The sequence below is a fragment of the Amycolatopsis sp. Poz14 genome (assembly GCF_006704225.1).
In the GTDB taxonomy this organism is placed as follows: Bacteria; Actinomycetota; Actinomycetes; order Mycobacteriales; family Pseudonocardiaceae; genus Amycolatopsis; species Amycolatopsis nivea.
The window spans coordinates 5,120,408-5,134,904 of record NZ_JACLHD010000001.1 but is presented as its reverse complement, the minus strand read 5'-3'; the positions used below and the strand labels follow the sequence as shown (position 1 = coordinate 5,134,904).

The following is a 14,497-nucleotide window of genomic DNA, read 5'->3' as shown; positions in this document are numbered from 1 at the left end:
TCCTTCGGGACGTGAGCCGCCCTCATCCTGCGTTGACATTGACGTCAACGTCAATAGGTATGCTGGCGCCCATGGCATCCGGAACCTGGGCCGTGCGCGAGAAGCTCGACCGCGCCGACAGCGCGACCCGGCACGTCCTGCTGGCCGCCGCCCGCCGCGTCTTCGAAACGAAGGGCTTCGCGCTGGCCACGGTCGCGGACATCACCCGCGAGGCCGGGGTCGGGCGCGCCACGTTCTACGTGTACTTCGCGGCCAAGGAGGAGGTTTTCGCGGTGCTCGCGCGCCAGGTGCGCGACCAGCTGGTGCAGGCGCAGGAGCTGACCGGCCTCGACCCGGACGACCCGTGGGCGGTGGCGGCGGCCACCACCACCGCGTACCTCGACGCGTACGCGGAAAACCTGTCGTTCCTGACCGTTCTCGACCACCAGGCGATCGCGGACCCGGCGATGGCCGAACTGCGCGAGGAGATCCACGAGCTGCCCACGAAACGGGGCGGCCGCTACATCCGGCGGCTCGCCGAGCGAGGGCTGGCCGACCCGGCCGCCGACCCCGAGACGGTCTCGCTCGGCGGCGGCGGTCTCGTCGCGGTCCTCGCGCCCGTCCTGGCCCGGCACCCCGAACGCCGGGACCGGATCCTCGCCGATCTCACCCGGATGTACCTGCGGCTGCTGGGGCTGCCGCCGGAGAAGCCCGCCGGCCGGAGCTGACCCCGCCGCCGCGAAGCTTCTGTCATCTCGGCGCGCCGGATGCTAAACAGGACCTCCCTGGTTTCACCGCCGCTTTACCCGGTGCGCCCGGTCCGGGGTCCTGGGCACACCGCCGAGAAAGGGTTGCCATGCCTGTGAAGCGCATCTTCACCTCCACAATGGCCACCGGGCTCGCCGCCGTCTGCGCACTGGCCGCGGCGCCCGCTGCCTCGGCGAGACCGGCGCCGCCGCCGACTCCGGTAGCGCAGGGTTCCGGAGGCGCGGTCGTCTCCGACACCGTCGAGTCCACCCAGGCCGGGATCGACGTGCTGCGCCGGGGCGGCACCGCAGCGGACGCCGCGGTCGCCGTCGCCGCGACGCTCGGCGTGACCGACCCGTACGTCGCCGGGCTCGGCGGCGGCGGGTACTTCGTCTACTACGACGCCCGCACCAAGACCGTGTCCACCATCGACGGGCGCGAGACCACACCCGCGGGCGACTCGTCGTCGATGTTCATCGACCCGGCCACCGGCAAGCCGTACGCCTTCGAGACCGCTGTCGAGAGCGGCCGGTCCGTCGGCGTGCCGGGAATGCTCGCCACCTGGCAGCGTGCGCTGCAGCGCTGGGGCAAGTTCAGTCTCGCGGACAACCTCAAGCCCGCGGAAAAGGTCGCGCAGCGCGGGTTCGTCGTCACGCCGGAGTTCGAGCGGCAGACGCAGTCCGTGGCGGCGAAGCTGGACCACTTCTCCCCCAGCGCCCAGCTGTTCCTGCCCGGCGGAGCCGCCCCGAAGGCCGGTTCCGTGCTGCGGAACCCCGATCTCGCCGCGACCTACCGGCAGATCGCGCGAGAGGGCATCGGCGCGTTCTACGGCGGCTCGGTGGGCCGCGATCTCGTGCGCACGGTGCAGAACCCGCCGGCCGCGCCGGGCACCGCGACCCCGCTGACCGGCCCGATGCAGTTGTCCGACCTGCGCGCGTACCGGGCACTCGACGGCACGCCGACGCACATCAACTACCGCGGCTACGACGTCTACGGCATGGCGCCGTCGTCCAGCGGCGGCATCACCGTCGGCGAATCGCTGAACATCCTCGGCAACTTCCCGATGTCCACAATGGACCAGACGCAGGCGCTGCACCACTACCTGGAGGCGAGCCGGCTCGCTTTCGCCGACCGCAACCGGTACATCGGCGACTCGCGCTACGTCAACGTGCCGCAGCAGCAACTGCTCTCCAAGCAGTTCGCCGCGACCCGCGCGTGCCTGATCGACCCGGCCAAGGCGGGGTCGAGCCCGGTCGCGCCGGGCGATCCGTACGCCACCGGTTCGGGCTGCGCCACCGCTCCGGCGGCGTCCTCGGACAGCAATGAGCAGCACACGAACCACTTCGTCGTCACCGACAAGCAGGGCAACATCGTGTCCTACACCAACACGATCGAGCAGCTGGCCGGCAGCGGGATCACCGTGCCGGGACGCGGGTTCCTGCTGAACAACGAGCTCACCGACTTCAACTTCGCCCCGACGCAGGGTTCGGCGCCCGACCCGAACCTGCCCGCGCCGGGCAAGCGGCCGCGGTCGAGCATGTCGCCGACGATCGTGCTGCACGACGGCAAACCCTTCCTCGCGGTCGGTTCGCCGGGCGGCGCGACGATCATCACGACCGTCCTGCAGATCCTGGTCAACCGGCTCGACCTCGGCATGACCCTGCCGGACGCGATCGCCGCCCCGCGCGCCTCCCAGCGCAACGCGGCGACCACGGACGCCGAACCGGGATTCCTCGCCCTGCCCGTGGTGAAGGGTCTCGAGGCGCTGGGGCAGCAGTTCAAGAACGCCGGCAGCATCGGCGTGGCGGCGGGGATCGAATTCCTGCCGCACGGACAGCTGCTGGCCGCCGGGGAACCGGCACGGCGCGGCGGCACTTCCGCGGCCGTGGTGAACGGGAAGCACTGACGCCTGGACGGCCCGCCGCCTTTCCGGGCGGCGGGCCGTCTCGATCGGCGTTGCCGCTCCCCGTGCTGAGCCGCGGCAGACCGCGACGGGTTCGCGCTCACACGGGAAGCAGCGATGGACGTTTCGCGCTGCGGCCGTCCCCGGAAGACCTGCCGAGCAACCGCCGGACCAGCCAAGGGCCGAGAAACTCCGCCAGCCACCGGAGTTCCGCGCCGACCGTGCGCCACACCGGTTCGCGGACGGCGGGCGGCAGCGGGGCGCTCCAGCTGTCGTCGCTGCCGGGGAGGCCGAGGCTGTGCGCGACGGCCGCCGCGATGCGGGCGTGTCCGATCGGGTTGGCGTGCAAGCGATCCGCGCACCAGAGGCGTGGGTCGCTGGCGACCTCGTGCCGGTCGCAGTCCACGACTGTTACCCCGTATCGGGTTGCCGAGGAACGGATCCGGCGGTTGAGATCAGCGACTCGCGGGCGCAACGGCGCGGCGATCGGCGCGATTCGGCCGAGGTCGGGGAAGGCGAGGGTGACCACTTCGGCGCCCGCGGCGGTGAGTGCGGCGAACATGGCCGTCAGGTGCGCTTCCACGGCGCCGGCGTCGTAGCCGGGGCGGAGCACGTCGTTCATTCCGGCGACCACGGTGGCCAGCGTCGGCCGCAGAGCCAGGGCCGGAGCGAGCTGTTCGGCACGCACCTGGCCCGCGAGGCGTCCGCGGACGGCGAGGTTGGCGTACTCCACCCGCTCGCCGGTCGCGGCGAGATGCTGGGCGAACCGGTCCGCCCAGCCGCGGTGGCCAGTGGCCTCGTCGCCGTCCCCGATGCCCTCGGTCTGGCTGTCGCCCAAGGCCACGTAACGGATGGTCACGCACCGGCCTCCTGTTTGATCTGCTCGAACCGGGCGGCCATCGCTTCGCTCAGCGCCGTCGCCGCGGAGAGCGGGCGCACCATGACCACGAAGTCGTCGATCAGCCCGTTGTCGTCGGTGTGCAGGAAATCGCAGCCGTTGATCTCCTTGTCCCCCACCTTCGCAGTGAAGACCAGGGCATGGTCGTGCCCGTCGGCGCTGGAGATCTCCCGGACGTAGCGGAAGTCGGCGAAAACCCGGCTCACGGCGCGCAGGATGGCCGAGGTGACCGGCTTGCCTGGGTACGGCCGGTACGCGACCGGGCTGGTGAAGGTCACGTCGTCGGCGAGCAGGGCTTCCACGGCGGTGTGGTCGCCGCTTTCGACGGCCTTGCGGAACGGGTGCACGCTGCCTCCTACTAACTTTGTTGATTAGGTGCAGCCGAGATTAATCACCGGGGTGTTACCGTGTCCAGGTGTCCTTGAAGTTCGCGATCCTCGCCGCTCTGCTGGAGGGCGAGTTCTCCGGTTACGACCTGGCCAAGTCGTTCGACGCGTCGGTCGCCAACTTCTGGCAGACGACCCCGCAGCAGCTCTACCGCGAACTCGAACGGCTCTCGACCGAGGGCATGATCGCGCCGCGCGTCGTCGAGCAGGAGCGCCGGCCGAACAAGCGCGTGTTCCGCCTTACGCCCGCCGGGCGGCGCGCGCTGCACGAGTTCACCGCGACGCCGGTCCAGCCCACCACGATCCGGGACGACCTCCTGGTCAAGGTGCAGGGAAGCGACGCGGGCGACGCCGAAGCCGTGATCGCCGCCGTCGAGGAGCGCATGGAGTGGAGCCGCGCCAAGCTCGCCCGGTTCGAGCGGCTGCGCGAGCGCATGCTGGACGGCCGGCCGGAAAGCGACTATCTGCGCGAGAACGACCGCGTCGGGCCTTATCTGACGTTGCTGCGCGGAATCTCGTTCGAGAAGGAGAACCTGCGGTGGGGCGAGCACGCCGCGCGGATCCTCCGGCAGCGCGCCGAATCGGGCGTTTCCAGGCCTGCCTAGCGCGAAGGTGGCGGAACCGTCCTGGGTGACGTATACCCGTGCGGTGACGGGTACGACGGTGGGGCTGTTGCATCCGGGCCGGATGGGTTCGGCGATCGCGGCGCAACTGATCGCGGGCGGGCATCGGGTGTTGTGGTGCCCGGCCGGGCGGTCGGCGGGAACCGCGCGCCGAGCCGAGGAGACCGGGCTGACCGCGGTGGAGACGATTCCCCAGCTCCTCGAACGGAGCGCGGTCGTGTTCTCGATCTGCCCGCCCGCCGCGGCCGAGGAGGTCGCCGGATGTCTCGGGGACTACCGCGGCATCTGCGTCGAGGCGAACGCGATCAGTCCGCATCGGACGGTCGCGATCGCCGGCCGGGTCCGCGCGACCGTGGTGGACGGATCGATCATCGGTCCTCCCCCGGACGAGCGCTCGACCGCCCGCGTCTACCTGTCCGGCCCGGACGAAGCCGTCGAACTGGTGCGGGGACTGCTGGCCGGCAGCAGGGCCGAACCGGTGCCGCTGGGCGGACGGATCGGCGCGGCGAGCGCGGTGAAGATGGCCTACGGATCGTTCCAGAAGGCCTCGCGTGCGCTGGCCGCGGTCAGCCATGCGATCGCCGACGACTACGGCGTCGGCGACCACCTGCTCAAGGAAGCGAACGCCTTCGGCGGCAACGCATTGGCGGACACCGACGGGCTGCCTTCCGCGGCCGCGCGGGCCTGGCGATGGGCGCCGGAAATGCTGGAGGTCGCCGAAACCGCACGGGCGCTCGGTCTCCCGGACGCCCTCGCCATCGGCGCGGCCGAGGTGATGTCGCGCTGGGCGGACGACAAGGACGACTTCGGCCTCGACCTTCCGGCCACGCTGCGCCGCCTGCACCGCGAGTGACCGGGCCGGGCCGCGATCTCGCCCGGCGATGCCGCAAAACCGAGTTCCAGCTCGCGTCCGCAGTCCACACGCGACTGACGGGGATTCTTGGCGGCCCGGGCGTCACCCGCGAGCCCCTCGGCCGATGCCGCGGTCGCCCGCCCCGCGTGACCGCGGCCACTCGGCCCGCGCCTTGCCAGACCCCAGTTGATCTGTTGTGCTTAGCCTTACCTAATCACCCGGACCGGCAAAGGGGTGTCGTCGGCGATGTACGCATGTGTCTGCGCGGCTGTGACGATGCCGCAGGTCGAGGCCGCCGTCATGGCCGGAGCCCGCAGCGTCGAGGAGATCGGCGAGCGCTGCGCCGCCGGGACCGGCTGCGGAACCTGTCACGAACGGCTGAACCGGGTCCTTCTCGAGCGCGCCGCACCGCAGGACCTCGCGCACAGCGCCTGACCGGCACGCTCCGCTCCGGTTGTGAGGCGCATCACGCGTGGGTAGCATCCGGACCGGTCGAGGCCGGAGGTGCGGACGATGCAAGGCGACGACGAAGTTCTCGCGCTGCTCAACGAGCAGCTGACCAGCGAGCTGACCGCGATCAACCAGTACTTCCTGCACGCCCGCATGCAGGCGAACTGGGGATTCACGAAGCTGGCCGCGCAAACCCGCGCCGAGTCGATCGAGGAAATGCACCACGCCGAATGGCTGACCGACCGCATCCTGCTCCTCGGCGGCCTCCCGAACTACCAGCGGCTCCTGCCGATCAACGTCGGCCAGACGATCCCCGAGATGTTCTCCTCGGACCTCGCGATCGAAATCGACGTGCTCGACCGGCTCCGGCCCGGCATCCCGATGTGCCGCGCCCACGGCGACGCGGGCAGCGCGAACCTGCTCGAGAAAATCCTTCTCGACGAGGAGCACCACGTCGACTACCTGGAAACGCAGCTGGAGCTGATCGACAAACTCGGCGAGCAGCTGTATCTGGCGCAGCTCGTGGATCAACCGCCCACCGCGGGCTGACCTCCGCCCGGGTAACGAAACACCGCGGCACGGCGACTCACTGGCACAGAATCCGGCACTGCCGAACCCCGGAGGACGCCGTGTCCGACGACGACCGCACAGAGACGACCCCGCCGATCCCGGCCGCGCCGCCGTCCCCTCAGTCGGAATTCGACTATCCGACGATCGGGACCGAAAAAGTCCTCGACGGAGGCATTCTTCCTGACCCCGCGGAAGACCGCGACAAATGACCGCCGGGCCCGAACCGGCGGACAGCGCGAAGAAATCCGGGCCGGTCATCGCGAGCCTGATAGACAAAGAGATCGACAACGCTCGCGCGAACGCGAGTTCCCTGCAGGTCCGCGGACTGGCGGTGATCAGTTCTTCCGGAACGCTGGTCACGCTGCTTTTCGGGCTCTCCGCGCTGTCGACGAAAGCCCAGAACTTCGTGCTCCCGGACGCGGTCAAGCTTCCGTTGTACCTGGCGGCCGCGCTGCTGGTGCTCGCCGCGGCCGCCGGAATCTTCACTAACGCGCCCCGAAGAAGCGACGCGATCGCGCTGAAAAACCTCACGCCGTTGATCGCCAAGGACCGCTACTGGAACGCGCCGTCGATTTACGCGGAAAGGGAAGTCGCCAAAACCCGGCTCACGGTGCTGCAGAACTCGCGAGCGATCAACATCAGCACCGCGCGGACCCTGCTCGTCGCGATCGTTCTCGAGATCGCCGGGGTCGGGTGCGTCACCTGGGCCGTCACGAGCCTGGTCTCGACCTGAGCTCCGCGGGCGGGTCGTGCGCCCGGTCAGCCCTGGGTTTCCGCCGGGAAGCCGTGCCTGCGAGCGGCCACGACGACCACGATCACCGGCAGCATCAGCAGCAGCACGGTCCACGGGAACGAGCCGCTGCCCGCGAGGCCGAGCAGCACCCCGCCGACGACGCCGCCCGCCGCCATGGCGACGTTCCACAGGGTCACGAGCATCGCCTGCACGGCGTCGGCGGATTCGCCGCCCGCCTCCCCCGCCGCGGTCTGCAGCAGGGTGGGCACGCCGCCCCAGCCGAGACCCCAGAGCACCGCCGACGCGTAAACCAGCACCGGATCGTGCGCGATGGTGGCCAGCAGCAGCGCAGCCGCGGCGACGAGCAGCGAACTGACGATGGTCAGCAGCCGCAGCCGCCGGTGGATCTGCGCGCCGACGAGCCAGATGCTCGCGATCGAGGCGATGCCGAAGGCGAGCAGGACGAGGTCGGTGCTTCCGCCCATGCCGAGCCCGGCGAGGAAGGTGGCGATGTAGGCGTACAGGATCGTTTGCGCCAGCACGAAAACCAGCGTCACGAACAGCACCGGGACGACTCCGGGAATACGCAGTGTCGGCAGCAGCTTCGGCCGCTCGCCGCTGCGGTGGCCGGGGAAGTCCGCCACCGCGGCGGCGATCCAGACCAGCAGCAGCGCCGTCAGGCCGGTCATGGCGAGGAACGCGGTGCGCCAGCCCGCGGCCTGGCCGAGGAAGGTCCCGGCGGGCACGCCGAGGCACAGCGCGACCGGGATGCCCGCCATCGCGATCGCGATCGCCCGGCCCTGCAGATGGGCGGGGACCATCCGCCGCGCGTACCCGGCAAGCAACGCCCAGGCCAGCCCGGCTGCGACACCCGCGACGAACCGCGCAACCATCGTCAGGAAGTACTCGGACGACAGCGCCGTAACCGTGTTGGCGACGGCGAATCCGGCCATCGCAGTCAGCAGCAGCGGTTTCCTGCGCCAGCCCGCGGTGGCTCCGGAGAGCGGGATCGCGGTCAGCACCGTGCCGAGCGCGTAGATCGTGACGGTCTGGCCGGTCGCGGACTCGCTCACGCCCAGCGAACCGCTCATCGCGGGGAGCAGGCCGGCGGGCAAGGTTTCGGTGAGGCTCGTGATGAACACGGCGGTGGCGAGGGCGAGCAGCGCGAACAGCGGAAACCGCGGTCCGGCCGGGTCTTCTCCTGCTGCGATCTCCACTGTGGATTCTGGTGTGGTGCTCATGCTCCGGCTTCTCTTCTGGAAGTGACTGCTGGTGGAGGTCGCTTCCGGACCCGGTCGTCGGACCGTTCCTTCCGCGCCCCGGCGACCACTCTGCGGACGGGGGCTTCGGGATTGCTTACGATCGGCTGACGGCGATCTGACGACAGCGCGGGGGCGACGGGATGCGGTTCGGGGTTCTCGGCCCGCTGGCGGTGTGGGACGACGCGGGGGAACCGGTCGCCGTGCCCGAGGCCAAGGTCCGCAGGCTGCTCGCGGTGTTGCTGGCCAGCGACGGCGGGCCGGTCTCCGCCGACCGGCTCCTGTACGACCTGTGGGGCACTGAGCTGCCGGGCAAGCCCCTCGGCGCGCTGCAGGCGAAAGTGTCCCAGCTGCGCCGAGTCGTCGGCCGGGACCGGCTGGAACGCCAGCCCGCCGGATACCGGCTGCGGATCGAGCACTCCGAAGACCTCGACGCCCGGCGGTTCCGCGTACTCGTCGCCAAGGCCCGCTCGACGCCGGACCCGCGCAGCCGGGCGGCGCTGCTCACCGAGGCGCTGGAGTTGTGGCGCGGAGCGGCGTACGCGGACTTCGCGGACGAGGATTTCGCGCGGGCGGACGCGCACCGGCTGACCGAGCAGCGACTGACCGCGGCGGAGGAACGGGCGAAAGCCTGGCTGGAAACGGGAGAGCACGCTGCCGCGGTCGACGAACTCGGGGTCCTCGTGCCCCAGCACCCGCTGCGGGAAAGCTTGCGCGCGGTGCAGATGCGAGCCCTGTACCTGAGCGGGCGGCAGGGCGATGCGCTCGCGTCCTACGCGGAACTGCGCGAACGCCTCGCCGAGGAGCTGGGCGTCGACCCCGGCCGGGAGCTGCGTGCCCTGCACGAAGCGATGCTCCGGCAGGATCCTGGGCTCGCCGCCGGACCGCTGCCGCACGGCAACCTGCTCAGCCCGCTTGCCGCCACCGCACCGCAACTGCACGGCAACCTGCCCACCGGGCTCGCCGCCACCGCACCGCAGCTGCACGGCAACCCTCCCACCCCGCACGCCGCCGCCGGACCGCTTCCGCACGGCGACCTGCCCACCGGGCTCGCCGCCACCGCACCGCTTCCGCACGGCGACCTGCCCACCGGGCTCGCTTCCGCCGCGCCGCAGCCGCACGGCAACCCGCCCACCCCGCTCGCCGCCACCGCACCGCAGCCGCACAGCAACCCGCCCAACGCACTCACCCCGCACGCCGCCGCACCGCGCCCGCACAGCAACCTGCCCAGCGCGCTCACCCCGCTCGCCGCCGCACCGCGCCCGCACAGCAACCTGCCTAGCGCGCTCACCCCGCTCGCCGCCGCACCGCGCCCGCACAGCAACCTGCCCAGCGCGCTCACCCCGCTCATCGGCCGGGAGCAAGCTCTCACGCAGCTAAGCGGCCTGCTGGGCACGACGCGGCTCGTCACCCTCACCGGTCCCGGCGGGGTCGGCAAGTCGCGCCTGGCCGTCGCGGCCGCAGCCGAAGCCGCGGCGGAATTCCCGGACGGCGTCCGGCTGGTCGAGTTCGCCGGGGTGCGCGACGGGACGGCCGACGATCTCGCCGAAGTTGCCGCAGCCGCGTTCGGCATCCGCGACGGCTCCTCCGCGACACCGCCAAGCACCGGGGCCGCCGCACCGACGCGGCGTCTCGCGGCCGCACTGCGCGACCGGCGTGCGCTGCTCGTGCTGGACAACTGCGAGCACGTGGTCGACGCCGCCGCCGAACTCACCGAACTGCTCCTGCACTCCGCACCTGGACTGCGAATTCTGGCCACCAGCCAGGAACCTCTCGGCCTCCCGGGCGAAGGCGTCTTCGCCGTGGAACCGCTGCCGACGACGGAAGCGGTGAGGCTGTTCGTCGAACGGGCCGCCGCGTCCGCGCCCGGTTTTCCCCGGCAGCCGGAAGATTGCGCGCCCGCCGATCTCGAGGCCGTCACCGAAATCTGCCGTCGGCTCGACGGCATCCCGCTCGCGCTCGAACTCGCCGCCACCCGCGTCCGCGGCCTCGGCGTCCGCGAGCTGGCGACGCGGCTCAGCGACCGGTTTTCGATCCTGACCCGGGGAAAGCGCGGTGCCCCGGCCCGGCAGCAGACTCTGCGCGCGGTGATCGACTGGAGTTGGGAGTTGCTGAGCGCACCGGAGCGGATCGTGTTGCGGCGACTGGCCATCCACCGCGACGGCTGCGACCTGGAAGCCGCCGAAGCGGTGTGCGCGGGAGACGGCGTCCGGCACGAGGAGGTGCTCGACCTCGTGACGCGGCTCGTGGACCGCTCTCTCGTCGTCGTCGCGAACGGGCCCGCCGGGATCCGCTACCGGCTCCTGGAATCGGTCGCCGCCTACACCGCCGAACGCCTCCACGAAACGTCGGACGCTGCCGAAACCCGCATCCGGCACCTGCGCCACTATCTGGCTCTCGCCGAGCGAGCCGAGCCCCGGTTGCGCGGCGACGAACAGCGAACCTGGCTCACGCGTCTGGACGCCGAAGCAGGGAACATGCGCGCGGCCTTGGACGAGGCGGTCCGCGCGAGCGCCACGGAGGAGGCCGTCCGGCTGGCGACGGCGCTCTCGTGGTGGTGGCTGCTTCGCGGTCGTCTCGCCGAAGGCCGCCGCGCCCTCTCGACCGTTCTCGACGCGGTATCCCCGGACGCGGAACTCGCTGTGTTGCACCACGCTTTCGCCTTGCTGACCGGCGATCAGGCCGCCGCCCCTGCCGACGCCGCGGCCATTCGCGACCCGATCCGCCGCGGTCGTGCGCTGTGGCTGCGGGCCTACAGCTTGTTCAGCGTCGGCGACGCGACAGCCAGTGCCGAAACGAACGCCCTCGCCCTCGATCTGTTCACCGCCGAGGACGACCAGTGGGGCGTCGCCGCGGCGCTGGGCCTGCGAGCCATGCTCGCCTTGGTCCGCGGCGACCTCGCCGGTCTCGGCCGCGACGGCGTCCGCAGCGCCGCGCTCTTCCGCGCTCTCGGCGACCGCTGGGGCGAAATGCAGACCATTCCGCCGTTGGCCGCCCTCGCCGAGATCAAGGGCGACTACCAGGACGCGGCGGACCGTCAGCGCGCCGGCCTCGCGATCGCCCGCGAACTGGACCTGCAGGCGGAGGTGTCCGCCCGGCTGTCCGGTCTCGGCAGGCTCGCGCTGCTGGAGCGCGACTGGGAACGCGCGCGCGACCTGCACCGGCAGGCGCACCGCATCGCCGTCGAACACGGCTACACCTACGGCCAGATCCACGCCGAGATGGGCCTCGCCCTCGGTGCGCGCCGCTCCGGCGACCTCGACACTGCCGAGAAGCACCTGCACCACATCCGCGACAGCTACGCCGGTCTGTCCTCCTTGGCCGGGGACCATTTGCTGTACGCGGAGCTCGGGTTTGTCGCCGAACTCCGCGGCGATGCAGGGCAGGCAACAGCTTTTCATCTCCGGAGCCTGGACACCGCCCGGACGCTCGACGAACCGCGCGCGCTGGCGCTGTCCTTGGAAGGCTTGGCGGGAGCCGCCGCTCGGAAGGGCACCGCTGAATGCGCCGCACTGCTGCTGGGCGCCGCCGACGCCGCCCGCCGCCGGGTGGACGCTCCGCTCCCCCGTGCCGAACGCGGCGACACGGACCGCATCACCGCCGCCGCGCAAGCGGCTCTTTCGGAATCCGGCTTCGCCGAGGCGTTCCAGCGTGGCGCGGGGTTGTCCGTCGAAGCCGCGATCGTGGAGGGAACGGCTGAGTGCGCGAATTCCGCGCGGATGCGGAACTGCCCGGCAGGATAAAGTGCAGTCGGAGCGAGGGGGCGTGATGACGGCAGGCGAGGGGCAGTCCCAGCTGCGCTCGGCTGTTCTCGCGCGGGCCTGGCAGCGGATCCCGAACGTCGAGGTGCTTTCGGCGGCCGACGGCGGGCCGCTGACCCGCACGATCAAGAAGATCATCGACCCGCTCGTGATCCGCACCGCGGCGCGGACCCGGCTGGGCCGTCCGCTGCTGGATCCGGCCGCCGCGGCGGAAGTGACCGAGTTGCTGCTGGCCGATTCGGCTCGGCTGCGCGCCACGGCAGCGTGGTTCACCCACCTGAAGCGGCAGCGGCGGGCGTTGCGCATCACTGCGGGGAACGTTCAGGACGTGTGTTTTCCCCTCGCCTACGAACTCGCGACCGGCTTCGGCATGCCGGACGACTCCGCGCCGGAGCGGGCCGCGGCGGCGTTGCGCGAGTGGCACGGCGAAGACGGTGCGGCCGGGGTCGATCAGGTGAGCCAGTACCTCGCTGATCCCCAGCGCGCCGCTGAGCTGACCGCTGAATTGCGCCGTCGCTGGGCTGCGGCGCCGGACGGATCTCCCGCAGCGTTCGTCGCGCTGCTCGACGCGGTCGCCGACGGCTTCACCGACGAGGCTTGGCAGAAGCTCGCCGACTCTCCCGCCGGGCACGCGTTCGGTCTCGCGTTGCGGCAGCCCGGCGGTACTGCCGTGCTCACCCGGGCCGTCCGCGAGATTTCCGGTCTGCCCACGCCTGATCTCGGCCTGCAACGCGGCGAACGCACTGCTGTACCTCCGTTGAGCCAGCGCGACGAAACGGGGAACGGGCTTCTCGAACGCAGCATCGAACGGCGGGTCCGCGCGACGCTGCGCCGGGTGGACGGGCAGAACGCTGTCGCCGACCTGATCGACGAAGAACTGAGGCGTGCGGCCGCCGGGTTCGGGCTCGAATTGCCTGTTCTGGCAACGTGTTTCGTGCTCGGCGTCGTCCTCGCGCCCGCGCTCCGGCCGCTCGACGGGCCCCGCGACCTCCCGGGCTTCGCCCAGCGGCTCAACGCTCAGGTCGCGCGGGAGGGATACGTGCTGTACGCACGCCGGGCGCTGGCCGGTTCGACGCCCCTCACCGCGCAGCCGGACGCCGAGATCCTCCGGGAACTGCGCGAATTCGCGAAGCGCTTCCTCGCCCGGTTGTGGGCGCGGCTGCACGGCTTCGACGTCAGCGGAGAGGTCCCGGACGACTTCCGAGACCTCCTCACCGGGGTGGTCCGGTCGACCTCACTGGACCTGCGGACGAAAGTGCGCCGCGCACTCGTCGCCAACCTGCCGCGATTGGAGGCCGCGTCGTGACCCATCCGGTGCACACTCCGGTCCTCGCGGCGGACGGCGGCCTCATTCGCTTCGCGCTAGCGGATCTGCTGGGCCCTTCGGCGCCGTCGATGCGGATCGAACTCACCGACGCCAGCGCGGCCGAACCATGGCTGACCAGGCTCGTCGGTGCCGAAGCCAGCTTGACCGCGCTCCGGGACGGATACGTCGACGTCCCGGCGAGCCCGGAGTTGGCCCGCCTCGCACTGCTGCTGTGGGCTCGGCGTTGGTGGCCTGCCAGCCCGTTGATCGGAATCCCGTCGCTTGATCCGGCGCTGCTGGATTTCGAAGCGGCCGTCGCGACCGCGGACGTCGCCGAGGGACTGCTCGACGGGTTCGAGGCCACCCCGGCTGAGCTGTTCGACCAGGCCGTCAGCGCGGGTCTGGTCGCCGTGGCCGGACCGGTGGCCGATGAAGTACGCCGTCTGTGCGAGCAGCTTTCGGCCTGGTTCAACCGCGAGGACGACCTCGAGCGGGCCGAAGCCGCGGCCTCACTGGCGGCGCGGGTGGCTCCAGGGCAACGTGCGTACGCCTTGGCGGCGGGTTCCGGCCCCGCCGCGTCTGGCGAGGGCGTACTGGCCGAGGGACGCGCTAGTGTCGACTGGGCGCGGGTGCCGCCCGGTGTTCTGGACGCCGCGGAGGACACGGTGGCCTGGCGGATCGTCGCGACCAGGACCGCTGCCCGGCTCGATGTCGAGGTCTCGGGCGCGCTCAACGACGCGTCGCTTACCGCGATGGCGACCCACGACGGTGAGCCGTTCGCCGAGGTTGCCCTGCACCTGGGCAGCGCAGGGTTCGCTGGAACGACCGACTTGGACGAAGCCGGTGCCAGGCTCGCAGCGACGTCCTCCGGCCGGATCGATCTCATCGTCGGCGCGGCAGACCCGGACGTCGACGGCACCACGTCCGAGGACCGCGCTGAGGTGATCTCCCTGGTGCGGGCCCGCGAATCGTTGCCGCCGGAGGCCCGCACCTTGGCTGAGCGAGCCGCAGCCGACGAGGAGTTCTGAC

Annotated in this window: 14 protein-coding genes; 11 read left to right on the top strand and 3 right to left on the bottom strand. The window is 71.4% G+C overall.

Annotated features, from left to right (window positions below; genetic code table 11):
* The first annotated feature begins 71 nt into the window (after nucleotides 1–71).
* Together FKO37_RS24335 and ggt are read left to right on the top strand one after the other, a co-directional pair.
* Nucleotides 72–707: a TetR/AcrR family transcriptional regulator gene (locus tag FKO37_RS24335; protein ID WP_238605868.1), complete on the top strand. Its 636-nt coding sequence runs from the start codon at nucleotides 72–74 to the stop codon at nucleotides 705–707.
* A gap of 128 nt (nucleotides 708–835) precedes the next feature.
* Nucleotides 836–2,632: a gamma-glutamyltransferase gene (ggt, locus tag FKO37_RS24330; RefSeq protein WP_238605867.1), complete on the top strand. Its 1,797-nt coding sequence runs from the start codon at nucleotides 836–838 to the stop codon at nucleotides 2,630–2,632.
* A 97-nt stretch (nucleotides 2,633–2,729) separates the two neighbouring features.
* On the opposite strand, the gene FKO37_RS24325 is transcribed toward ggt, so the two are convergent.
* A complete protein-coding gene (locus FKO37_RS24325) occupies nucleotides 2,730–3,488 on the bottom strand; it encodes an SGNH/GDSL hydrolase family protein (protein WP_238605866.1) in 759 nt (252 codons plus the stop codon).
* Nucleotides 3,485–3,874, bottom strand: coding sequence for a nuclear transport factor 2 family protein (locus tag FKO37_RS24320; protein ID WP_037811563.1), 390 nt, complete (start codon nucleotides 3,872–3,874; stop codon nucleotides 3,485–3,487). The genes FKO37_RS24325 and FKO37_RS24320 overlap by 4 nt, the downstream gene beginning before the upstream one ends.
* Before the next feature lie 68 nt (nucleotides 3,875–3,942).
* Here FKO37_RS24320 and FKO37_RS24315 point away from each other — a divergent pair, with 68 nt between their 5' ends.
* The 6 genes from FKO37_RS24315 to FKO37_RS24290 all read left to right on the top strand — a co-directional run bounded on the left by FKO37_RS24315 (nucleotide 3,943) and on the right by FKO37_RS24290 (nucleotide 7,142).
* A complete protein-coding gene (locus FKO37_RS24315; protein WP_037811562.1) occupies nucleotides 3,943–4,518 on the top strand; it encodes a PadR family transcriptional regulator in 576 nt (191 codons plus the stop codon).
* A gap of 43 nt (nucleotides 4,519–4,561) precedes the next feature.
* Nucleotides 4,562–5,389 (top strand): DUF1932 domain-containing protein, encoded by an 828-nt coding sequence (locus FKO37_RS47585; RefSeq protein ID WP_238605865.1) that lies wholly within the window; start codon nucleotides 4,562–4,564, stop codon nucleotides 5,387–5,389.
* Nucleotides 5,390–5,635: 246 nt separating this feature from the next.
* Nucleotides 5,636–5,824, top strand: a complete 189-nt coding sequence (locus tag FKO37_RS24305) for a bacterioferritin-associated ferredoxin (RefSeq protein ID WP_037811628.1) — start codon at nucleotides 5,636–5,638, stop codon at nucleotides 5,822–5,824.
* A gap of 78 nt (nucleotides 5,825–5,902) precedes the next feature.
* Entirely contained in the window at nucleotides 5,903–6,388 is a 486-nt protein-coding gene (bfr, locus tag FKO37_RS24300; RefSeq protein ID WP_037811561.1) for a bacterioferritin, read from the top strand.
* Between the two features lie 80 nt (nucleotides 6,389–6,468).
* On the top strand, nucleotides 6,469–6,618 hold the full coding sequence (locus FKO37_RS24295; protein ID WP_158714465.1) for a hypothetical protein: 150 nt from the start codon (nucleotides 6,469–6,471) through the stop codon (nucleotides 6,616–6,618).
* Nucleotides 6,615–7,142 carry a hypothetical protein gene (locus FKO37_RS24290; RefSeq protein WP_037811560.1) on the top strand — a complete coding sequence of 176 codons (528 nt, stop codon included), beginning with the start codon at nucleotides 6,615–6,617 and terminating at the stop codon, nucleotides 7,140–7,142. Before FKO37_RS24295 ends, FKO37_RS24290 begins: the two co-directional genes overlap by 4 nt.
* Nucleotides 7,143–7,168: 26 nt before the next feature.
* Here FKO37_RS24290 and FKO37_RS24285 read toward each other — a convergent pair whose 3' ends face one another.
* Nucleotides 7,169–8,383, bottom strand: coding sequence for an MFS transporter (locus tag FKO37_RS24285; RefSeq protein ID WP_238605864.1), 1,215 nt, complete (start codon nucleotides 8,381–8,383; stop codon nucleotides 7,169–7,171).
* A 161-nt stretch (nucleotides 8,384–8,544) separates the two neighbouring features.
* On the opposite strand from FKO37_RS24285, the gene FKO37_RS24280 reads away from it, so the two are divergent.
* Genes FKO37_RS24280 through FKO37_RS24270 form a run of 3 tightly spaced genes read left to right on the top strand, consistent with a single transcriptional unit; the run spans nucleotide 8,545 to nucleotide 14,496 of the window.
* Nucleotides 8,545–12,144 (top strand): BTAD domain-containing putative transcriptional regulator, encoded by a 3,600-nt coding sequence (locus FKO37_RS24280; protein ID WP_238605863.1) that lies wholly within the window; start codon nucleotides 8,545–8,547, stop codon nucleotides 12,142–12,144.
* Between the two features lie 25 nt (nucleotides 12,145–12,169).
* Nucleotides 12,170–13,468 (top strand): hypothetical protein, encoded by a 1,299-nt coding sequence (locus FKO37_RS24275; protein ID WP_238605862.1) that lies wholly within the window; start codon nucleotides 12,170–12,172, stop codon nucleotides 13,466–13,468.
* Nucleotides 13,465–14,496 (top strand): hypothetical protein, encoded by a 1,032-nt coding sequence (locus FKO37_RS24270; protein ID WP_238605861.1) that lies wholly within the window; start codon nucleotides 13,465–13,467, stop codon nucleotides 14,494–14,496. The genes FKO37_RS24275 and FKO37_RS24270 overlap by 4 nt, the downstream gene beginning before the upstream one ends.
* Nucleotide 14,497 lies beyond the last annotated feature (1 nt).

Excerpts from the sequence above, each read along its gene's own strand:
- bfr (WP_037811561.1), top strand. The coding sequence starts at position 5,903 with ATGCAAGGCGACGACGAAGTTCTCGCGCTGCTCAACGAGCAGCTGACC.
- FKO37_RS24285 (WP_238605864.1), bottom strand. The coding sequence starts at position 8,383 with ATGAGCACCACACCAGAATCCACAGTGGAGATCGCAGCAGGAGAAGAC.
- FKO37_RS24275 (WP_238605862.1), top strand. The coding sequence starts at position 12,170 with ATGACGGCAGGCGAGGGGCAGTCCCAGCTGCGCTCGGCTGTTCTCGCG.
- FKO37_RS24290 (WP_037811560.1), top strand. The coding sequence starts at position 6,615 with ATGACCGCCGGGCCCGAACCGGCGGACAGCGCGAAGAAATCCGGGCCG.
- ggt (WP_238605867.1), top strand. The coding sequence starts at position 836 with ATGCCTGTGAAGCGCATCTTCACCTCCACAATGGCCACCGGGCTCGCC.
- FKO37_RS24335 (WP_238605868.1), top strand. The coding sequence starts at position 72 with ATGGCATCCGGAACCTGGGCCGTGCGCGAGAAGCTCGACCGCGCCGAC.
- FKO37_RS24305 (WP_037811628.1), top strand. The coding sequence starts at position 5,636 with ATGTACGCATGTGTCTGCGCGGCTGTGACGATGCCGCAGGTCGAGGCC.
- FKO37_RS24280 (WP_238605863.1), top strand. The coding sequence starts at position 8,545 with ATGCGGTTCGGGGTTCTCGGCCCGCTGGCGGTGTGGGACGACGCGGGG.